This is a genomic window from Sulfobacillus thermosulfidooxidans (assembly GCF_001280565.1).
GTDB classification, from domain to species: Bacteria; Bacillota; Sulfobacillia; order Sulfobacillales; family Sulfobacillaceae; genus Sulfobacillus; species Sulfobacillus thermosulfidooxidans_A.
The window spans coordinates 1,512,052-1,532,487 of the sequence record NZ_LGRO01000001.1 but is presented as its reverse complement, the minus strand read 5'-3'; the positions used below and the strand labels follow the sequence as shown (position 1 = coordinate 1,532,487).

Sequence of the window (20,436 nt, the reverse complement as noted above, 5' to 3'; positions counted from 1 at the left end):
CTTTAAGGATGTAAATTCCGTGGTCCTGTATAGAGAACTCGGGGACGGAATAACCGGTTATGCTCATATTGTTCACGAACATGCGCTACGAGACCCGCCGTACGAGCCGCAAAAAAGATCGGCGTGTACAGTTCAATGGGCACGTCGAGTAAATAATAGACCGGAGCTGCATAATAATCTAAATTGGGGAATAAACCTTTTTCTCGTTGCATCACTTCTTCGCCTTTGACACACATTTCGTAAAGATCGTGGTGCCCTTTGATGGCAACAAGCTCTTTTAGGGATTCCTTCATCAAAAGAGCGCGGGGATCAGGCTTTCGCATATAAACGCGGTGCCCAAATCCCATTATCCGTTCTTTTTTGGCTAATTTGGCCATGAGATACGGTTCGACTTGATCAGGGGTTTGCATTTCCAAAAGCATTTTCATCACGGCCTCATTAGCGCCACCATGCAATGTGCCTTTTAGAGAGGCAATCGCGCCCACTAAAGCGCCATACATATCAGATAATGTTGAAGCGATGACAATCGCCGTAAACGTGGAATTGGGCATCTCATGTTCACTATATACCGTCAGTAATTGATCAAACGCTCGAGTTTCGGTATCGTCGGGTATCCGGCCTGTAATCATCTTAAGGAAATTGCGAGAATAACTCAGGGTGGGATCCGGATAAATCACCGGCTCATGATTCTTGATATGGTAGCTGTTGGCGACGATGGTCGGCATGGTGGCCAACAAGATCAAGGCTTGCCGCCAGGTATTCTCCAGATCACGGTCGGTTAAGGCGGGATCAAATGTGGCTAACGCGGAAAGACCGGTGCGTAGCGAATCCATGAGGTGCGTGTGGGGACCGAGTGAGCCCATAATTTGGAATATTTCTTCAGGAACCTTTTGTCCAGCAGTCAATTGCTCAGTAAAGGCGTGATATTCTGTTTCTGTTGGAAGATGCCCTGCGACAAGTAAATAGGCGACACGTAAATAGTCCACTTTGGTTGCGAGTTCGATGAGATCATATCCGCGGATTACGATTTGTTCTTGTTCTACATCGAGATAAGATAAGGTCGTTTCGGTGGCAATGACCCCTTCTAATCCGGGACGATAATTTTGGTCTGACAATATTGTCACGTCCTTTCATATCATCAATCGTCGTATTGAATAAAATACCATAGCCGTTCTATTGGGATCGCTTGCGTGATAAATTCACACAATTCCGAGATTGCATGAAAATCCTAATGAGAAAAAATCACATCAACGTTCCCGTCAGATGTTAGCATGATGGGAATTGAGACGATCGCATTGCGAATTCGACTATTGGGAACTATGTTATGGTTTAAGAAAACCTGGTGAATTGTGCCATCGATTGGTCCGATGCGTAAAATTACTGGCTGATTCATGATATCATGGTGAAACTCGTGGCGAATCCACCGCCATGATACTGACAAGGAATCCGCAGTCGTATGCACGAAAAACTGAATTAAGGAAAAACTTCCGTTTTGGTAAGCCGTAGTCCGTCCATCATCGACGTATAGATCATATTGACCATGACCCGGAAGAACCCACAACGAAGCAGGCCAAGGACTGGTATCCCTCCAATATTGTGTCGAGAGGGTTCGTGGAGCCAAAGGAATTATGGAACCCTGTCGAATAAATAGGGGCAACTGCTCTAACGAGGCTTCAACCTCTATTTCTGTAGGCCCTTCAAGCCACTGACGGTTCCATATATCGTACCAGAGGCCAGGCGGAAGGACAACTTGGCGCCGAGTTGCCCCTTTATGGATAATCGGCGCAACCAAAAAATTCTCTCCGACGAAAAATTGATCATCAATATTCCGCGCCCTGTCCGAAGGATCATACCAACACAAGGGCCGCATCATGGGCGCGCCATCGATGTGGGCTTGATACATTAACGTATACCAATAAGGCAGTAAACGGTAACGATATTGGATATAACGACGTGCTATGCGAAGCACATCCTCTCCAAACGCCCACGGTTCGTGACGCATCGTATTAATGGCGGTATGGGCCCGTGCAAAAGGAAAAAAAACACCCATTTGAATCCACCGAGCAAACAGCTCGGGGGTGGCATTATCGAGAAACCCGCCAATATCCGGACCCACCATAGGGACGCCGGATAATGCCAAATTGAGGCACATGGGAATGGATAAAGCCAAATGCTCCCACGAACTAGTATTGTCCCCCGTCCACACGGCGGCGTAACGTTGGATACCGCTAAAACCGGAACGGCTCAGGATAAAAGGTCTGAAGGATGATACACGACCAATCCCCTCAAAGGTCGCCTGAGCTTCTAATAACGCATAAAGATTGTGTACAAGATAGTGCGGCAATTCCTTCCCCGTTGAGGTATGGTGAACAATACCCACTTCTTCATCCGGATGACATGCCCGTTCATTTTCCGTGTATCCCCACCATGCTGGCTCGTTCATGTCATTCCATATCCCTTTAATGCCCTGTGCTAACCACCTGGCGTTCCACTGACCCCACCATTGACGAGTTTCTGATTTAGCAAAATCGGGAAAGGCACATAAACCGGGCCACACCCGGCTTAGGAATTCTAGGCCGTTGAGATACGAAATAAAATGATGTTGATTATGCCCTTCTTGATAGACGGCATAGTCTTCGTCGTATTTTACGCCAGGGTCGACAATGGTTACCAGACTAATTCCGAGCTCATCCAGTGTGGAAATCATGTCTTGAGGATTGGAAAACCGGTCAGGATCAAAGGTAAAAATACGGTAACCATCCATATAGTCAATATCCAGATAAATGACGTCCAGTGGTAAATGCCAACGCCGAAACTGTTTGGCAATTTCCACGACTTCATTTTGCGTCATATAGCTGTACCGGCTTTGTTGGAAGCCTAAGGCAAAGGTCGGCATAAGGGGCATACGCCCGGTCAAAGCACTGTACCGTGCCACAACCTGAGAAATTTGGGGGCCGGGTATTAAATACAAACTTAAGGGACCGTCGTCGACGCCAAACCACAAATTTTCCATATCAGTGGCGTCAACGTAGCTTCTTGCACTATTGGCCAGAAATATTCCACGAAATCCTGAGGATTGTCCCAAAAGGGCAAAGGGGATCGCTTGATACAACGGATCGGTGTCATCTTCATGGGGCGCGACATCGGTCGTCCATTGTGTCCAAAAACGCCCCTTTTTGTTGAGCGGACCGACTTTCTCTCCCAAGCCGAATAAACTTTCTGAAGCAGGCGACGAGATTTGGCACCGCAGACTATGATGGTGTCGAAGAAATGAATTGAGTGCAAAGTTGCCAGACGGGGCATGAATCTGGAACGAACCCTGTTGATCCACGGTAATGCGGATCTCGTCGCAGGTGATTTCCCATCCATAGGCTGTCACGGATAAATGTAGTGGGACCCGGGAAGTACGTGGATATCCTGCCTCTTGTTGTAATATGGCATAGGCATCATCGCCATTGACCCAATACACGTGAACAATGCCAGAATCGGTAATAGCCACGTGAAATATTTCTTGGGAATTTTCCGATTCAAATATGGCACATAATGAATCCGTGCTGAGATATCCGGAAACAAAACCAACAAACGCTGCTTGTTCCTGGGTGGGATGCAAGGTTGTAAGGGCTTTCAAAAAGAGATCGCTCCTTTAACATTTCTGGGTTTTATTCGGTTACGCAGCCTATCTGAATTCCAAAGGCTTTCAGCTTCCGTAAGACAGCATACTATGACTCACTCAATTAGCCAAATGATCGCTTATCGCCAAAAGACACCCCTCAATAAATAAGGGATGAGACTCGGGTACGGCCAAAGATTGAAAGCTCTTTACGGACAACTTTCCGTCTTGAGGTCTTCCGGGTATGATGAAATGAGGACAGAAGCAGTGACACAATATCAGCGGCAATCAGACATCATAGCTAAGGGCAATCGGCTTACGATGATTAACGCGGAGCGTCAGAATGATGATTTCAGCTATGGTGCGAACATTGAGGATGGTGCATGATGACCGAATGGAAGCTATTGGCTCAGGGAGCGCTAGATGCGGTAAAGGCCGCGCGTGCGGAGATCCTGACGATTATGAAACGCGCTTATGAGGTTCAATATAAAACGGATCATTCGCCAGTGACAGAAGCTGATATAGCCTCTCAAGCGGTCTTGATTGAAAAATTGCACCAGGTTGATTCTACTATTCCTGTGGTTTCGGAGGAACTAAAGACCATAGATTATGAGACCCGCCTGAAGTGGCCGCGGTTGTGGATGGGATGGTCGATCCGCTCGATGGAACCAAAGAATTTGTCCGGGGAAATGGAGAATTTACGATTAATGTGGCACTAATTGAAAACCACCAGCCGGTGATCGGCGTCATTGACTGGCCGGTGGGTGATATAACGTACATGGCTATAAAAAATGAAGGGGCTTACCGACTAGAGAAAACGGACAGTATCCGGCTTCATAGTCATAGTTTTTCGAATCCCGCTAATGTTGTTATCAGTCGTTCCCACCGTCAATCGGAGATAGATTGGGTCCGCCGGAGCCAAATAGCCATTGGTTCGATTGATTATGTCGGGAGTGCTTTAAAATTTTGCCGGATTGCCGAAGGGCGTGATGACGTTTATCCGAGATTGACTCCCAATATGGAATGGGATAGTGCCGCTGGTCATGTTTTGGTAGCTGAAGCGGGAGGCCAGGTGGTCGATTTTCTCGGGCATCCTCTTCAATATAATAAACCCGATTTGCATAACGAAGGATTTGTGGCGGTGGGAGATTGGGCAGCATGGCAAGAGTATTTTACCCGTCAAGGAACATTTTCAGAATAAACCTATGGCATTTTCATAATATGGAGGATCTCTATGGAACCCGATAAATCGATCGAACGGTTGGAAACCGAGATGTGGGACCGGACGATGCCCTGGTTGGAGAACCTCAGTACAGTCGAGATGTTGAGAGCGATTAACCAGGCCGATCAAGCTGTCCCGATTTTGGTTGGGGAGCAGATTCCGGTAATTGGCGAGGCAGTTGACCTGATTGCTGAGGTCTTACAACGAGGAGGGCGTTTATTTTATGTTGGCGCAGGAACCAGTGGCCGCTTGGGAATTCTTGATGCGGCAGAATGTCCACCCACATTTAATACGGATCCCACAATGATTCAAGCAATTATGGCGGGCGGACAAGAGGCTATACGACATGCTGTTGAAGGAGCCGAAGATGATGTTGATGCGGGACGGCATGCCATGAAGGATTATGGTATCGATGAGGGTGATGTCGTCGTAGGGTTGTCGGCTTCAGGCCGTACCCCATTCGTTTTGGGAGCACTACGAGAAGCCCGGCAATTGGGAGCACGTACAATTTCGGTGAACTGTAATCGTGATCCCGAAACACAACAATATTCGGACATTACCATTGTCATTCCGACCGGGCCGGAAATGATTATGGGTTCAACCCGTTTGAAAGCCGGGACAGCAACAAAGTTAGTTCTGAATATGTTGTCGACGGGAGCAATGATTCGTCTTGGCAAAACTTATCATAATTTGATGGTGGACGTAAAAGCGACAAATTTTAAATTGCGGGAACGCGCTCGCCGAATTGTTATGTTAGCAGCCGATGTTGATTATCCGACCGCAGATGCTTTATTGACGCAATCAGAATATGAAGTGAAAACAGCCATTTTAATGCATCTATTGCATGTTGAAGCCAAGAAAGCCCGTCAACTTTTAAACGAGCATCGAGGCATGCTTGATGCGTTCTTATAGCTCTTGAGTGGACTGTATAGCAAAAGCCGTCCAGTATCACGGACGGCTTTTGCCAGTCATGGAATTCTATGAATAGAGTAAAGAGGCTTCGGTCGAGGGATCAAAAGCGTGCAACCGGGGAAGATTAATAGCCATCTTGACGGTATCACCGCTGCGGGCGAGCCACGAGTTATCAGTGCGCGCAATCAGTGGCTGACCTTCTAAATCGAGATAAACGATATTTTCGTGCCCCATGGGTTCGATTACTTGGACCGTTGCATTCAGGACCGCAGAGGTTTCTTGATGATTGTGTAAGAAAATGTCCTCGGGCCGTAAACCAATGGTGAGTTGGTTGTTGCCCAATTTACTTAAGGCATGCCGAATCCGCGCAGGTAACTCAATAAATTGTGATCCGACATGAAAGACACTCTGATCGCCCTGGACTTGTACCGTACCCTTAATGAGGTTCATCGCAGGTGTGCCTACAAACGTGGCGACAAATTGATTGGCGGGATTGTTGTAAATTCCGTCGGGAGTGTCAACCTGCTGGACGACGCCATCACGCATGACAACGATCCGTGTTCCCATCGTCATGGCTTCGGTTTGATCATGGGTCACATAAATTATTGTAGCGCCTAGACGCCGGTGTAAATTTTTAAGTTCTACGCGTGTTTGGGTGCGCAGTTTTGCATCCAGATTAGACAACGGCTCGTCCATTAAAAAGGCTTTCGGTTCTCGTACAATGGCGCGTCCGAGGGCTACTCGTTGGCGTTGTCCTCCGGAAAGTTCCTTGGGTTTACGCGTCAGCAGTTGCCCTAATCCCAAAATTTCCGCAGCTTCTTTGACTCGACGGTCAATCTCGCTCTTTGGTGTTTTGCGCAATTTCAGACCAAATGCCATATTTTCATAGACGGTCATATGAGGATAAAGCGCATAGTTTTGAAAGACCATCGCAATATCCCGATCTTTGGGAGGTTTTTGGCTCACATTTTCATCTCCAATGAAAATGTCTCCATCTGATAGTTCTTCTAAACCTGCCACCATGCGTAATGTGGTGGTTTTACCACAGCCGGATGGTCCTAGGAAGACTAAAAATTCTTGGTCTTGAATGTTTAAATTGACGTCATGCACGGCTTCGACAGAACCATAGCGTTTGGTTACATGTTGTAGAACGACACTAGCCATTGAAATGACTCCTTTGTTGATGATGTCTGAACTTGCCGAGCAATTCACTCTTATTATGAAACAGGGCCACACATCATTCCTAGTGGAAATATGTAGAGTGAATGACTTTTACCCATGGCCGTCCATGATCCCATTGTACTTCAATTGGCATCCCAAACGCATCTGACAAGGTTTGGTTGGTAATGACGTGGTCTAAGCGTCCTTGTTGCAGAATGCGGCCATGATCGAGGAGGAGACCATGACTAAAGGTATTACGGAGCTCTTCGACATGGTGTGTTACATATAACAGAGCAATTTCTCCTTCATGAGCTAATTGTTCAATACTGTCCAAGACCATTTCCCTTGAGGGAATGTCTAAGCCTGTACAGGGCTCATCAAGAATGAGCAAGCGAAAGGATGCCATATAAGCCCGTGCGAGTAATACGCGTTGTCGTTCACCTTGAGATAGGAGGCGGTACACTCGTTCGGCCTTGTCTGCCATGCGGACTGCTTCTAACGCTTTTGTAGCATGGGCCTTAGTATCATCCGAGATATTGCGGTAAGGGACTCCGATCGAAGAATCCCGACCACTCGCCACGACTTGTAAGACCGTATTGTCGCCATGATGAGAAAAGAACCAATCGCCTAATGACACACTGACCCATCCAATGGTCTTGCGAATTTCACGAAGATCAACATGACCATATTCATGTCCTAACACCCTGACGTGCCCCGAAGAAGGCCACAGATATCCGGTTATAATATTGAGCAATGTGGTCTTTCCCGAACCGTTGGCGCCGATTAATGCCCAATTTTGTCCCGGTTCGACTCGCCATGAAATATCTTGAAGGATATTTTGACCATTGCGCGAAAAATTGATGTGGTCTAATTCGATAAGTGGTGCCATGGTTATTGTCTCCTTCCTTTTGTTTTGCACGTTTTCGGATAGCCATGTCACCCGCGTTGTTTTTTGAATAACACCAGGGATCAAAGATTGTCCTTCATCAAATGCTTGTTTGCTCAGCGCCCGCAAACCAAATCAAGGGACACATTGTCACACCGCTGTTTGTAACGATGTGTCCCTTGATGACCTGCGCTATTTTGAAGGCCGGAGCTGGTGTTCATTAATTGCGGGAACTGCATGGGAAATCCACAAAACATAATTGACGGAATCGAGTAAGGCTAGCCATGAAGCTTCCAGAATGTTGCGGGATACCCCAACAGTTTGGACGGTTTCATCCCGAAATTCTGAGCGAATCCAGACTCTTACTAATGCTCTGGTGCCATCGCGTCCGTCGAGCACCCGCACTTTATAATCTTTTAAGCGCAATCCTTCAATAACGGGATAAATTCGTGTCAAGGCACGCCTTAAAGCGGCATCAAGAGCGTGAACAGGGCCATCGCCTTCACCAACTTCAACGAAGTGATCATCGCCCACAACGATGCGAACCGTTGCTTCGGCAATGGTTCGTTGATCGTGGGTGACAGACGCGTGGAAACGATCGACGTCAAAATATACTGGCACATGGCCTAAAGACCGTTCCACCAAGAGTTTCATGGAAGAGGGTGCATCTTCATATTGATATCCGCGCGCTTCCATACGTTTAACCGTCTGCACCAACTCTTTGACCGTTTCCGATGAGGCGTCAAGATTTTGAAAATGATAGAGTAAATTTGAGCGTCCCGCTAATTCGGACACCAAAATGCGGCGAGTCTGCCCCACCTGTTCCGGACGAATATGCTCATAAGCTTCAGGATATTTTCGCACGGCACCAACATGAACTCCTGCTTTATGAGTGAAGGCATTATCGCCGACAAAGGGGGCTGAATCGTCCGGAATTAAATTCGCAATTTCCGCCACTGTACGTGATAAGCGGGTCAGCTCCCTCAACATGGCTTCATTGCCCGCAGGTAATTTCATTTTGTACACTAAATTAGGCCAAATGGTGCAAAGATTCGCATTGCCACACCGTTCTCCATAGCCGTTGATTGTGCCTTGAACCATGCTCACTCCGGCTTGAACGGCGGCAAGCGAGTTGGCAACGGCTAAGCCGCCGTCATTGTGGGCATGAATGCCTAACGGCACTGTCACGACATTGCGCGCTTGTCCCACAAACTCTCGAACTTGATCAGGTAAACTCCCGCCATTTGTATCGCACAAAACGATCCAAGCGGCTCCACCATTCTCAGCGGCTTTAAGCACATCGAGCGCATAGGATAAATCTTCTTGGCACCCATCGAAGAAATGCTCGGCATCAAAAATCACTTCCAGACCATGATTGCGCAGGAATTGTATCGATTCTTCAACCATGGCAAGATTTTCTTCTAGGCTCAATCCTAGAATTTTCGTGGCTTGAAATACCGATGATTTTCCAAATAATGTGGCCGCGGGGCATTCAGCATCTAATATGGCACGCAAATTCACATCGGAATCCACGAACACGCCACGGCGACGGGTGCTTCCAAAAGCTGTAATTTTTGCATGTTTGACATAACGGCCCGCACTTTTAAAGAACGCGGTATCTTTGGGATTCGAAGCCGGCCATCCTCCCTCGATATAATCGAAGCCAAATTCATCTAAGAGTTTTGTAATTTGCAATTTATCTTCGACCGAGAGGGAGATTCCCCGTCTTTGCGTCCCATCACGCAATGTGGTGTCATACAGTTGGATTGGATTTGACATCAATGATCCCATCACTTCCTTAAGATGTATAAGAAGTCAATAGTTCCTCGGGTATGACCAGCCAAAATATTCGGAGAGCATGATAAATAGACTACGGTGTGAATTTTGCTGGTTCCGTAAAGTGTAAATCATTTCTGAATCCTGATCAAAACATTTCTGCATTTCTAGCAACACGTCCTGCCAATATATAGCGGTATAGTATACTAACGGTATTAACAAATTAGCACTCATTTCGACAATTCGATAAGACGATCATGATACGATCATAAGATGATGGCCAGAGGAAAGGTCGGTAAGATGGTTAATCTTTCGCAAAGACCCCGGTTCCAGCACTGGGTACTGTGGATAGTGACTGGGGTGAGTGTGCTGTTAGTTCCAGTGGCCTTTATCGCGGGATGGTTGGCGGATATGAGTCAAGTGCGGCCTGTATTGACTCAACTAAGCCAAGCGCAACAAGCTACGATGCGGCAAGCAAAGGCTATCCCGAAAGAACCTCCCAGTCAAGCTCCGGGCCACATTGTGGCATCGTGGGGCTTGTCTCAGGTTGTTCTTAAGTGGACACGGGTTCCCCACGCCAGTGCTTACGTGGTTTATCGGGTAGCGGGGAATCAAAGTGTTGCAGAGGCTCAAAAAATTGGCCAAGTTATCCAGAGCACCCATGAGGTGGAGTTTGTGGATTCGGGTGTTCTTCCTGGCACGCAGTATACCTATTGGATCGCTGCAATAAATGCTGCCGGGCAAGGTCCTATGACCCAAGCGCTCAGTGGGGAAACGTATTTGGCGCCTTCCACGATCGCCCAACGTGTGGAACAAAGCGCCGTGCCAGTCCAGGCGACGGCATGGACTCAAGGAGGATTGGGGATTTTTGCCCCGACCCAAAAGACCTATCATTCGCTCGCTTTCGCTATTGATGGCGTTCTCTATACGTCCTTATATATTCCGTCCAGTGATTCACACTCGACATGGCTGACGAAGCACTGGGTGAGTTGGACGCTTGCTGGTTTACCGGTGCATGTATTGAAGACGACTCACCAGTTAACAGTGTTGCCAATGCCACTTAAAGAGAAGACCCTCGTCTCTTTAGTACCGGGATCGGTCACCACCACCAACGTTTTAGTGTGGTATCACCAAGGCACATGGCACCATCAATTATTTACTGGGACTGTTGCCAACTTGCCTGCTAATGCTGTGGTGATGAATGGTTATGGCAAGGTCATTGCGCTGACCAACAATCTTGGTCAATGGATGGCGATACCTTCTTCCACGCTCCATTAATTGGTTCTGATAAGAGAAAATCACAACCTGACGCCAACGAGGTTGTGATTTTCTTTGTCACAATATTGTTTTGAGATTGAGATGTTAAATACGCGTAAGATGTTGTAGCCATTCCAACATGGTGGGACTCGCCGCCGCATTCTGGATTAAATTCGGCAATGGTACCTGAGCACTGACCATAGCCAAGAGGCTGACAACATCTGCGGCTTGAGTGCCTATGGCTTCAGCTCCCTCAATATGATCATGGTGAGTGTAAACTCGAAGAAGGCCCGGTTCACGGCCAACCAAAAACGGTTTGTACATCAAAGGATGGTCTATTTTGGCTTCCCAAATCTCCAAATGGTCTTCATCTACCGTTCCGAACCGTGCCAGTTCTGGTATGGTGTAAATGGCTTCCACGAATTGGGGAGGAGTGGTAACTGAGTGATCAAAGGCATGGCGCACAGCTTGGACTCCTTGCCACAATGCTTTGTTTGCTAAGAGAGGACGGCCTTGAGCGTCACCGACGGCATAAACATGCGGAATATTGGTTTGTCCTATCCCATCAGTGATAAAAAACCCTTGTGGATCGACATGAAACCCAAGATGAACCAACTCATCCGCTGTCCACATGCCTTCGCGTCCGGTGGCAAGAAATATCGTGGGATGAACATTCTGTCCTATTTCGCCGGTTTCGGGGTTATTCCATTGAATCATAATTCCCTCGTCATTTCGCGCGAGCAATGTGACCCGCCGGTTAAATTGCATCTGTATGCCCAAATCGTTCAAATGATTGGTGAAGATGTGGCGCAGGGTTGGGGAATATTGCGGCAATAATTCGGGAAGGGGAGTATAGAGCGTGATTTGACTGCCGAAGTGCGCAAATAGGGATGCCGCCTCAAGACCTGTGGCTCCTGCACCAATGATGGCTAAAGACCGGGGAATGCTCTTTAGGGTGTGGAATGCTCGAGGAATGAGCACGTTCTGGCCGTCCGGCTTAACGCCGGGAATGAGGCGTTGGCGGGATCCGTTAGCAATGATGACGGTGTCGCCGACAAAATGCTGTTGGGAATCGGTCACAACATGAATGACCCCGTCATGTTTTTCCAAATGCGCATTGGCGGATACGATTTGCACTGGATTTAATGCCTTTTGAGTCGTTTCTACAAGAGTTTTTATCTGTTCTTGTTGGAGATGCATTACCTGAGAAAGGGTCATGACATCGGGGTCAGCCCCCAAGCGGGTGAAATATTGTCGATGATGGGCTGCCTCGATTAACGCTTTGCTAGGAACTAAGCTGTGTAAAACGGCATTTCCTCCAACAGGTTCAGCCGATATCATGACGATATCATGGGTAAATTTTTTCGCTTCAAGAGCGGCTGCGATAGCGGAAGGTCCGCCTCCAATTATCACTACGCGATGGTTTAACACGTTCACATAATCACCTCAAAATCGGGGAAATATCAAATTTCTCGGATATGTGGGTGAGCGTAGCAGAATTAGCTCATAAGAACAAGCTTCCTTTGAACTAATGAACTAATGATTTGAACTCATAATCTCATGAAAGGAATTACTGAACGTACGCAACAGTTTTGTTTGTTCAAGCCATCTTTATATCCCTGAATATCCTCGCAAAGATATGACGAGCATTCAAACGGATTAATCGTCATTATGTGGTCTTCTTCGTACTTACCTTCTCTCCTAACATATTTTCTTTGGTCATAGACCCTCTTCCATACCGTAGGGGATTGTGAGCTTCTAAACCATAGTTTTTCTTGACTGGATCTATTTTTTACTCTTCCGGGTGAGTCTCGGGCCACTGTAATGCCTGGACTTGCCAAGGAGAATCCGGGCAATAAAAAACTAACAGGCCGCGTTCTTCATTATTGCGGGATTTTCCTTGTAAAAGGATATCGGGCAGATCATGGCAGTGCGTGATCCGTATTTGCCAATGGCCGACTGCCGGGGGACGGTTTTCGCCTTGCGGTGTTAATAGAGCTTCCATAAACCATTCAAATGATTCAATGGTTTTACTATAAGGTAAAAAATCCATTTTCCCACGGTTAATATTGCGCAACGATTGGTTGACTGCAATTAATATTTCGGAAAATCCAGGAACCCACTCATCTAGTCGAAAAAGGCTTACTGACAGCGTTTTCACAATGATTCCTCTCCTCGATTTTTGATAGGGCAATGTCCAACAACAGTTAAGATGTGAATGACACAGTTTAAATAAAACAAGTTAATGAATTCACAAAATCTATAATGAATTGTATTTTGTCTTTAAACACTATATCATTAGATCAGTCTAAAGAACTAGACAATAAGACATAGGCGATCAGAGTGATAAAGGAGGGAAATCTCGTGGAACAAGACCGTTTAGCCATTATTGTCTCAAAGGGCAGTTTGGATATGGCCTATCCCCCGTTCATATTGGCGACGGCTGCTGCCGCCATTGATATGGAATGTATGTTGTTTTTTACGTTTTGGGGCCTCGACGTCATCCATAAGGACAAAATTGATAATCTGTCCGTATCTATTGCCGGCAATCCAGGAATGCCAGCGTTAGCAAAAGTGGCAGGTGTTGTGCCATTTGGGACAAAAATGGTGTCCTCGATGATGAAAAATCAGTTTGCTAACTCTCATGTCATGTCAATTAGAGAATTTGTGTCGGAAGCCAAGGAACTGGGTGTACACATGGTGGCGTGTCAAATGTCTATGGATGTTCTCGGCGTAAAACGCGAGGATTTGGTTCCTGAGGTGGAGGATGTGGTAGGGGCCGCGACCTTTTTGGATTTTGCCCGCGATGCCAAGATTTCTCTATTTGTCTAAGGTATAGAGGCTAAGGAGGTAGAATAATGCCCTCTGATCGTTATGCTGAGGTCGCGTTAGAAGAAAAGCAACGGTTATTCGACGAGGTAAAAGCGGATCCCCGTTATAAAACGTATCTGTATGGCTGTTATGAATGTGGTATTTGTGTGGCAGCTTGCCCCTCGGCGCGCTTCTATGATTTTTCACCGCGTAAAATTGCACAAACTTTAGCCCGCGAAGATGTTGAACTTTTTTATGAGCAGTTAAATGACGATGTATGGAATTGTTCCCAATGTTTCTCCTGCAACCGGTGCCCGCGCCAAAATAGTCCTGGCGGTCTCATCACGATTATGCGTGAAGTGGCCGTCAAAAACGGTTTACGAACAACCAAAGAAGCGTTGGCCGGATATACTCGCATTATTTACAAGATCATGACTACTGGAACCCAAGTGTCACCTGATATGCTGCAAGAAGATGCTTTTCCCGACTGGGGTCCCCAGGTCAAAGCGGTTTCGCAGAATTTAGATGTGTGGCGCCGGGCTTTGCCTCCAGAAACATTACACACAACGGGTCTTTCATGGCAAGTCGAAGAACGTACGATGCATGAACTGTATGCGATTTGGAAAATGACGGGAACGCTTGACATGATTGGAGAGCTGGATGAGGGCCTTCATGACATCATGGAGGAAATTATGGACGATGCCTTAGAAGAGAGCGGATTACCGACTGAATAATTCCGAATGGTGTGACGATTAGATTGATGAGGGAGGAGAATGTGATGGAACCGATAGATATTCCTGTGGCCGGCACAAAAGTCCAGACATCGCGTGTTTTTGAACGGGATCCGGAGACGGTTCGCGATGAGGATTTGCGCGAAGCCATCTGGGAACTTGGACGGGAAGGCGAGTGGATCGTGCAACCCGTGCCAGAACCTTATTATCTTGCCCCGACAAAATTTGGCCGACAAAAGAAAATCCCTTTGGAACACACCTGGCATCATAAAAGTTGTGGGCAATGTGGGCACATTCCTGGATATTCCACGTCAATATTCTGGCTTAACCGCTTGTTAGGATTTGATTATTTCGATCCCCGCGATCAAACTTCGTGTACAGCATGGAATTATTACGCCTCCGCAACCTCCAATCAGGCTGCTCAGGCAGCCGTAGCCATGCGAAATTTCTCGGCAGCCTATGAAACGGGTTATTATCCTCTCATCCATTGCGGAACCAGTTTTGGCCATTACAAAGAGGTCCGTCATGAATTGGTGCATGATGCGAAGTTGCGCCGGCAAGTCCGGGCCATCATTGAAAAATTGGGCCGTCCTTTTGTGATGCCGGAAGAAATTGTTCATTACAGCGAGTGGATGTATGCAGTGCGCAAGCAATTATCAGAACGGGTGCAATTCGATCTGTCTAAGATTACTGCCACAGTTCACCCTGCCTGTCATTATTACAAATTGCAAAGCGGTGACGCTATTTACGATCCCGAGATTTATGGAGGCCAACGCACAGCGGCAGTAACGGCTGTTGTCCAAGAACTTGGCGCTCAGGTGGCTGATTATTCAACATGGTATGACTGTTGTGGATTTGGGTTTCGCCACATTTTGGTGCAACGGGACTTTACCCGTAGCTTTGCCACATTGAGAAAGATTGAAGTTATGAAGCAGGAAGCCAATCCCGACGTTGTCCTCACACATGACACAGGATGTGTTACTTCTCTCGACAAAAGTCAATTTGCGGCGCAAGCTCATGGGCGTAACGTAGGGGTTCCGGTGATGTCTGAGTCGCAATTTGCCGCGCTGGCGGTGGGGGCCCATCCTTTCCGGGTGTGTCAGCTCCATTGGCATGCGGTAGACTATCGGCCTTTATTGCACAAGATGGGGATTGACGTGGAAAGAGCTTGGGCTGAGTTTGAAGCAGATGTCGAAAAAATTAAGCATGGTGAGATGGAATACCTGACGTGGGAGCATGTCCTCTAAATTGAAACGTCGGTCGGAAAAGGAAAGGTAGGAGATAGAATCCATGGGAAAAGCGGATACGGTCATGATCGTGGGTGCTGGTCCGGCAGGACTTGAAGCGGCGCGTACCGTTGCGGAGCTAGGGAAACGTGCCATGTTAATTGAAACGAAGGATCAATTAGGGGGCACTCCGTATGCGTCCTATGCGAGCTTGACCCCGGATTTGCAAGAAACAGAACACGCGATGGAACACATGTTGGATGCTGTACGAAATAATCCTGCGGTCGATGTGCGATTGAATACCCGCGTCGTGAAAAGTGAAGGCAATCTCGGAGCCTTTCATGTCACATTAGAGAGCGCTGATGGGGCGCAATCGGTGGAAGAAGTGGGCGCCATCGTCGTGGCGACCGGCTTCCAACATTTCGATCCGGGTCGCGAAACTCAAATGTATGGGTATTACGAATATGACGATGTCATTACTTTGGTCGATGCAGAAAAAATGTTTAAGGAGGGAAAAATTGTTCGCCCATCGACCGGTTTGCCTCCTGAACGGGTGGCATTTATCCAGTGCGTAGGATCGAGGGACCGGCAGATCGGAAATAAATATTGCTCGAAGGTGTGTTGTGGAATTGCTTCCAAACAATCCATCGAAATTAAGCGGATGCTTCCCAATGCCAAGGTGTTCATTTTTTATATCGATATGAGAATGTATGGCTTTTGGGAAGATCAGATTTATTGGAAAGCGCAGGAGGAGTATAAAGTCAACTATATCCGCGGCATTGTTACCGAAATCATTCGTAAGGGCGATAAATTGTTGATTAAAGGCGAAGATACGACGATGGGACGTCCCATGGAAGTGTTGATGGACTTGGTTATTTTGTCCGTAGGAATGGAGCCTTCTAAAGGGACCGTAGAAATGTCCCGGATTTTTCAGATTCCTCGGGAGGACCACGGCTTTCTTCAAGTGGTTGGGGGACCGTTAGATACCGTTTCTACGCCTGTCCCGGGGATTTTTGTGGCTGGTGCTGCGGCAGGTCCTAAAGACATTGAGGATTCTGTGTCAATGGGTGCGGCAGCCGCCGCTAAGGCCGTCGGAATTCTGAACCGATTAACTCTCGAAGTCTAATGAACACCCTCGTCATTGATGCCGAAGCGATGGCGGAATTTTTGGATAAAGCAGAATCGTTTATCTCGGAAACTGACTTCCGGGGCTGGAACAATGTTTTAATCACTCGCTCCCAATCCGTCATGACAGCCCTATATGATGATGTCTACTGTTGGCGCGTAGTACCGGCTACTGCTCGCATCAAACCCGAGCAACACGGATTATGGATTGAGACAGAACAGCAAATTCGAAAAGCTGTTGAGCACCGTCCAAATCAGGTTGTCGATATCTTGGTCCAAAATCAGGCTCCCGCTTGGCTCTGGGAATGGGCAACATTTTGGCTCGCCAATTCCTATCCTGATGATTATGTGTGGTGGTCCCGGTGGATGTACCGGGCTGACAGTCAAACCGGTGCTGTGGCTTTGATTGTAAGCGATCCCAGTTGTCTAAAAACAGATCTTCGCAACCTTTATGGGGCTATGAATCAGGCAGGACAGTTTACGGAACAGATACTAGACGGCTGGCACCGGTTATCTTGGATCGACACTCCTTACCGACATCTCGTGGCATTGGCCATGGTTTACGCAGTTTATCTTTTTACCATGACATCATGGCGTTTAACCGATGAATTTACCCAGGTCTTGCCGCCTTTTCCTAAAGTGGTGGCTAGCCTTTTAGGGATTCCAAGATGGGAGGGTTATGTCGTTGCAAAAAGCAAAAGCCATTGAATTAGACGTTGCAATTGTCGACGGGGTCGAGTTGTCTGGTTCATGGAATCGGATGTTTGTCCCGCGTGCGATATCCGAATATGATTTGTCCGTGTTAGACGAAATCACCAGCATACCGGGCGCGGAGTCTCTCGGATATTGCTATCAATGCGGTAAATGTACTGCGGTTTGTCCGGTGGATACTGTAGGAGATTATTCACCCCGAAAAATATTTCGCCGTACCCAATTGGGAGCTTCCTTAATCGACTCGCCTGACTTGTGGTTATGTACGACGTGCCGTAACTGTTTACGGGTATGCCCCAAAGAAGTAAACATGATCAAGATTATGCCTGCAGTGAGAGAACAAGCCGTCTTACAAGGCAAAGCGCCAGAAGAGTTGTTAACGGCCTTCGAAAACACGGCACGCTATGGCAATCCCATCGGAGAATCTCCCCGTAAAAGAGCGGAGTGGACAAAATCGGCGGGTGTTCCCGTGCCCATTATGTCGCAGAAAAAAGCTCCGGTTGACGTGTTGTGGTTTGTCGAATGTTATCCCGCCTATCATCCCCGTGGCAAAGAAGCCTCGGTTGCACTCGCGAGAATTTTTAATGCTCTCCACGTCGATTTCGGCATTTTAGGGACCGAGGAGAAATGCGCGGGAGATTCCCAACGGATGGCGGGCGAACGGGGATTATTTGAGATGTTGGCGGAACACAACATTAAGACGTTATCGAAATATACGTTTCATCAGATTGTCGTCACAGATCCCCATGCCTATAACGCTTTTCTCCATGAATATCCCCAAATGGGTGGAGAATGGCCAGTACAGCATTATACCCAATACCTCTCAGAACGCCTGCCCGATCTGGCCTTTGTCCGGGACATTCCCAAACGAATCACGTTCCATGATCCATGCTACTTAGGACGCCACAATGGTGAATACGAGGCACCTAGGCGATTATTAAATGCCTTGCCTGGTGCTGAACTGGTTGAAATGGGTCACTGCCGCGAAACATCTTATTGCTGCGGCGGAGGTGGTGGCGGCATGTGGCTGGATAGTTTTACCCGCGACTACTCGAGTCAGCGGCTGTCAGAAAAACGCGTGCGTGAAGCCGTCGAATATGGTGCCGAAATTTTAGCTGTAACTTGTCCCTATGAAGTGCCTCGCTTTGAAGATGCGGTGAAGTCAACTGGTAATGCCGGAAAGCTTGCCGTTATGGATATCGCTGAACTTGTGGCTTACAGCATGGGCTTAATTGATGATCTTGTGATGACTCTTTAACCCGACAAGGAGGACGAACACGGATATGAAGATAGCGGTTTTGCTAAAAGCTGTACCAGATTTAGTGGAAGACATTGCGCTGGACGAGGAATCAGGGGAAATCCTCTATGACGATATGAGCTATGTGCCTAGTGAATGGGATGATCAAGCTTTAGAAGAGGCGCTTTTGATTAAAGAAGAATCGGGTGCAGAGGTGACTGCGGTCACTGTCGATACCGGCGATAGCGACAACATGCTCTATACAGCGTTGGCTAAAGGTGCTGATCATGCCGTCAAATTGGTCGGGGATTTTGATCCCTCTCTCTCTAACCGCAGTCGCGCTCAAATTTTGAGTGATTACATTCGCCAACAGGATTTTGATTTGGTCTTATCGGGTGTGCAAGCGATTGATGATATTGACGGTCAGATACCGGGACTCGTGGCAGGGATTCTAGGATGGCCTCACGCTTCCGTTGTCACCGAAGTGCATGTCACCGGGGACACCGTAATCTTGCGTCAGGAATATGCCGGGGGTGTCGTCGCCGAAATTCAAACACCGACACCGGCTGTCATTGGAATACAAGCCGCCCGAAAGCCTCCTCGCTATGCTTCAATTGCAAAGGTTCGTCAGGTGGCCAAATCGGCACAAATTGAAGAGGTTGAGATGGCTATGCCAGAAGTGCCTTCATTGGAAATTCGCCGGTTTTACAAACCCGTGGCAGCTGGCCATGCCGAAATGATCGATGGTGATGTGGAGGAAGTGGCAGATCGCATTATCGAGATTCTGCAAGAACGGAATTTAGTGAGGAGGTAAATGTTATGGGGCCGATATTGGTGATGATGGAAAATGGTGAAACAGGATTTACCGAATCTAGCAGGGAACTGGTCGGCAAGGCGCGCGAATTGGCCACTCAATTGGGTGTTGCTGCGGTGGCAGTGGGATTTGGACCCGACCAAGAGGACCACCTCCGACATCTCGCGGTGGACCGGGTTTTAGCGGTATCGGATCCCCTGTTGACCCAATACAATCCTTTGGCCTATGAAAAGGTTTTAAGCGGCATCATTGAGCAAGTCCACCCGTATATAACCTTGATGTCTAATACGACTTTAGGACTTGATTTGGGGGCAGGGGTGGCTGCCCGGGAAAACCTTCCTCTGATTGCTTATTGTAGTGATCTGGTCATAAATGGCGATGAACTCGTGGCCACTTGCCAGGTATTTGCTGGTAAGCTCATGGCAGAGATCCGTGTTCCGGATCAAGGGGCCGTGCTAACGGTTATGCCCGGCGCATGGGCTGCCTATAACGAACCAGGTGACCCAGAAGTGGAAGTCCTATCCTTTGACGTGCCCCAAACCATGAGTGTCTTGCAAACTATCGAACCCGAAAAAGGTGATGTGGATATCACCAAAGCAGACATTTTGGTTAGTGTGGGACGGGGTATTGAAAGTCCCGATAACTTGCCCCTGGTAGAAGAATTGGCTGAAGCTATAGGCGGCGTGGTCAGTTGTTCCCGTCCTGTGGTGGATGCCGGATGGCTTCCTAAAGCACGTCAAGTAGGCAAATCAGGACAAACTGTCAAGCCTAAATTGTATCTCGCGTTGGGTATTTCCGGTGCTCCCGAACATCTCCAAGGAATGCGCGATGCCGATTTGATTATTGCGGTTAACACCGATGAAAATGCATCTATTATGGATGTCGCGCATTACGGTACAACCGTGGATATGTTGGAATTAATGCCGGTCTTAGCGGAACGACTAAGGGGGGAGTAGC

At 47.7% G+C, this 20,436-nt stretch carries 19 protein-coding genes; 12 read left to right on the top strand and 7 right to left on the bottom strand.

Annotated elements, in window-relative coordinates; all coding sequences use genetic code 11:
- Positions 1-2 precede the first annotated feature (2 nt).
- Positions 3-1,124, bottom strand: a complete 1,122-nt coding sequence (gene mmgD, locus AOA63_RS07695) for a citrate synthase (RefSeq protein ID WP_242848294.1) — start codon at positions 1,122-1,124, stop codon at positions 3-5.
- Between the two features lie 104 nt (positions 1,125-1,228).
- Positions 1,229-3,628: a TIM-barrel domain-containing protein gene (locus AOA63_RS07690; RefSeq protein ID WP_053959150.1), complete on the bottom strand. Its 2,400-nt coding sequence runs from the start codon at positions 3,626-3,628 to the stop codon at positions 1,229-1,231.
- Positions 3,629-3,993: 365 nt separating this feature from the next.
- Between AOA63_RS07690 and AOA63_RS19740 the strand changes: the two genes are divergently transcribed.
- Genes AOA63_RS19740 through murQ form a run of 3 tightly spaced genes read left to right on the top strand, consistent with a single transcriptional unit; the run spans position 3,994 to position 5,744 of the window.
- Positions 3,994-4,329, top strand: coding sequence for a hypothetical protein (locus AOA63_RS19740; protein ID WP_171822652.1), 336 nt, complete (start codon positions 3,994-3,996; stop codon positions 4,327-4,329).
- On the top strand, positions 4,257-4,811 hold the full coding sequence (locus AOA63_RS07680; protein WP_242848372.1) for a 3'(2'),5'-bisphosphate nucleotidase CysQ family protein: 555 nt from the start codon (positions 4,257-4,259) through the stop codon (positions 4,809-4,811). Before AOA63_RS19740 ends, AOA63_RS07680 begins: the two co-directional genes overlap by 73 nt.
- 33 nt (positions 4,812-4,844) lie before the next feature.
- Positions 4,845-5,744, top strand: coding sequence for an N-acetylmuramic acid 6-phosphate etherase (murQ, locus tag AOA63_RS07675; RefSeq protein ID WP_053959147.1), 900 nt, complete (start codon positions 4,845-4,847; stop codon positions 5,742-5,744).
- 66 nt (positions 5,745-5,810) lie between these two features.
- On the opposite strand, the gene AOA63_RS07670 is transcribed toward murQ, so the two are convergent.
- The 3 genes from AOA63_RS07670 to cimA form a co-directional block, all read right to left on the bottom strand.
- Positions 5,811-6,908: an ABC transporter ATP-binding protein gene (locus AOA63_RS07670; protein WP_053959146.1), complete on the bottom strand. Its 1,098-nt coding sequence runs from the start codon at positions 6,906-6,908 to the stop codon at positions 5,811-5,813.
- A gap of 79 nt (positions 6,909-6,987) precedes the next feature.
- Entirely contained in the window at positions 6,988-7,794 is an 807-nt protein-coding gene (locus AOA63_RS07665; RefSeq protein WP_053959145.1) for an ABC transporter ATP-binding protein, read from the bottom strand.
- A gap of 189 nt (positions 7,795-7,983) precedes the next feature.
- On the bottom strand, positions 7,984-9,570 hold the full coding sequence (gene cimA, locus AOA63_RS07660; RefSeq protein ID WP_053960651.1) for a citramalate synthase: 1,587 nt from the start codon (positions 9,568-9,570) through the stop codon (positions 7,984-7,986).
- Positions 9,571-9,840: 270 nt separating this feature from the next.
- Here cimA and AOA63_RS07655 point away from each other — a divergent pair, with 270 nt between their 5' ends.
- The gene (locus tag AOA63_RS07655; protein WP_139061522.1) at positions 9,841-10,845 is read left to right on the top strand and encodes a fibronectin type III domain-containing protein; all 1,005 of its coding nucleotides are present in this window, start codon (positions 9,841-9,843) and stop codon (positions 10,843-10,845) included.
- A gap of 84 nt (positions 10,846-10,929) precedes the next feature.
- On the opposite strand, the gene AOA63_RS07650 is transcribed toward AOA63_RS07655, so the two are convergent.
- On the bottom strand, positions 10,930-12,261 hold the full coding sequence (locus AOA63_RS07650) for an FAD-dependent oxidoreductase (RefSeq protein WP_053959143.1): 1,332 nt from the start codon (positions 12,259-12,261) through the stop codon (positions 10,930-10,932).
- 355 nt (positions 12,262-12,616) lie between these two features.
- Positions 12,617-12,985: a hypothetical protein gene (locus AOA63_RS07645; protein WP_197648381.1), complete on the bottom strand. Its 369-nt coding sequence runs from the start codon at positions 12,983-12,985 to the stop codon at positions 12,617-12,619.
- Between the two features lie 203 nt (positions 12,986-13,188).
- On the opposite strand from AOA63_RS07645, the gene AOA63_RS07640 reads away from it, so the two are divergent.
- The 8 genes from AOA63_RS07640 to AOA63_RS07605 are packed head-to-tail and all read left to right on the top strand — an operon-like array spanning position 13,189 to position 20,435.
- Positions 13,189-13,656 carry a DsrE/DsrF/DrsH-like family protein gene (locus AOA63_RS07640; RefSeq protein WP_082343824.1) on the top strand — a complete coding sequence of 156 codons (468 nt, stop codon included), beginning with the start codon at positions 13,189-13,191 and terminating at the stop codon, positions 13,654-13,656.
- Between the two features lie 26 nt (positions 13,657-13,682).
- Entirely contained in the window at positions 13,683-14,369 is a 687-nt protein-coding gene (locus AOA63_RS07635; RefSeq protein ID WP_053959142.1) for a 4Fe-4S dicluster domain-containing protein, read from the top strand.
- A gap of 44 nt (positions 14,370-14,413) precedes the next feature.
- Positions 14,414-15,613, top strand: a complete 1,200-nt coding sequence (locus tag AOA63_RS07630; protein WP_053959141.1) for a heterodisulfide reductase-related iron-sulfur binding cluster — start codon at positions 14,414-14,416, stop codon at positions 15,611-15,613.
- A 43-nt stretch (positions 15,614-15,656) separates the two neighbouring features.
- Entirely contained in the window at positions 15,657-16,718 is a 1,062-nt protein-coding gene (locus tag AOA63_RS07625; RefSeq protein ID WP_053959140.1) for a CoB--CoM heterodisulfide reductase iron-sulfur subunit A family protein, read from the top strand.
- Complete coding sequence (locus AOA63_RS07620) at positions 16,718-17,425, top strand: hypothetical protein (protein WP_053959139.1); 708 nt, start codon at positions 16,718-16,720, stop codon at positions 17,423-17,425. The genes AOA63_RS07625 and AOA63_RS07620 overlap by 1 nt, the downstream gene beginning before the upstream one ends.
- Positions 17,403-18,686: a (Fe-S)-binding protein gene (locus tag AOA63_RS07615; protein WP_242848293.1), complete on the top strand. Its 1,284-nt coding sequence runs from the start codon at positions 17,403-17,405 to the stop codon at positions 18,684-18,686. Before AOA63_RS07620 ends, AOA63_RS07615 begins: the two co-directional genes overlap by 23 nt.
- Positions 18,687-18,711: 25 nt before the next feature.
- A complete protein-coding gene (locus tag AOA63_RS07610) occupies positions 18,712-19,479 on the top strand; it encodes an electron transfer flavoprotein subunit beta/FixA family protein (RefSeq protein ID WP_053959137.1) in 768 nt (255 codons plus the stop codon).
- 5 nt (positions 19,480-19,484) lie between these two features.
- Positions 19,485-20,435: an electron transfer flavoprotein subunit alpha/FixB family protein gene (locus AOA63_RS07605; RefSeq protein ID WP_053959136.1), complete on the top strand. Its 951-nt coding sequence runs from the start codon at positions 19,485-19,487 to the stop codon at positions 20,433-20,435.
- The last annotated feature ends 1 nt before the right edge of the window (position 20,436 follow it).

Bases quoted from the DNA above. Each gene is read 5' to 3' on its own strand.
- AOA63_RS19740 (WP_171822652.1), top strand. From the start codon at position 3,994: ATGATGACCGAATGGAAGCTATTGGCTCAGGGAGCGCTAGATGCGGTA.
- AOA63_RS07680 (WP_242848372.1), top strand. From the start codon at position 4,257: ATGGTCGATCCGCTCGATGGAACCAAAGAATTTGTCCGGGGAAATGGA.
- murQ (WP_053959147.1), top strand. From the start codon at position 4,845: ATGGAACCCGATAAATCGATCGAACGGTTGGAAACCGAGATGTGGGAC.
- AOA63_RS07670 (WP_053959146.1), bottom strand. From the start codon at position 6,908: ATGGCTAGTGTCGTTCTACAACATGTAACCAAACGCTATGGTTCTGTC.
- AOA63_RS07665 (WP_053959145.1), bottom strand. From the start codon at position 7,794: ATGGCACCACTTATCGAATTAGACCACATCAATTTTTCGCGCAATGGT.
- cimA (WP_053960651.1), bottom strand. From the start codon at position 9,570: ATGTCAAATCCAATCCAACTGTATGACACCACATTGCGTGATGGGACG.
- AOA63_RS07655 (WP_139061522.1), top strand. From the start codon at position 9,841: ATGATGGCCAGAGGAAAGGTCGGTAAGATGGTTAATCTTTCGCAAAGA.
- AOA63_RS07635 (WP_053959142.1), top strand. From the start codon at position 13,683: ATGCCCTCTGATCGTTATGCTGAGGTCGCGTTAGAAGAAAAGCAACGG.
- AOA63_RS07630 (WP_053959141.1), top strand. From the start codon at position 14,414: ATGGAACCGATAGATATTCCTGTGGCCGGCACAAAAGTCCAGACATCG.
- AOA63_RS07625 (WP_053959140.1), top strand. From the start codon at position 15,657: ATGGGAAAAGCGGATACGGTCATGATCGTGGGTGCTGGTCCGGCAGGA.
- AOA63_RS07620 (WP_053959139.1), top strand. From the start codon at position 16,718: ATGAACACCCTCGTCATTGATGCCGAAGCGATGGCGGAATTTTTGGAT.
- AOA63_RS07610 (WP_053959137.1), top strand. From the start codon at position 18,712: ATGAAGATAGCGGTTTTGCTAAAAGCTGTACCAGATTTAGTGGAAGAC.
- AOA63_RS07605 (WP_053959136.1), top strand. From the start codon at position 19,485: ATGGGGCCGATATTGGTGATGATGGAAAATGGTGAAACAGGATTTACC.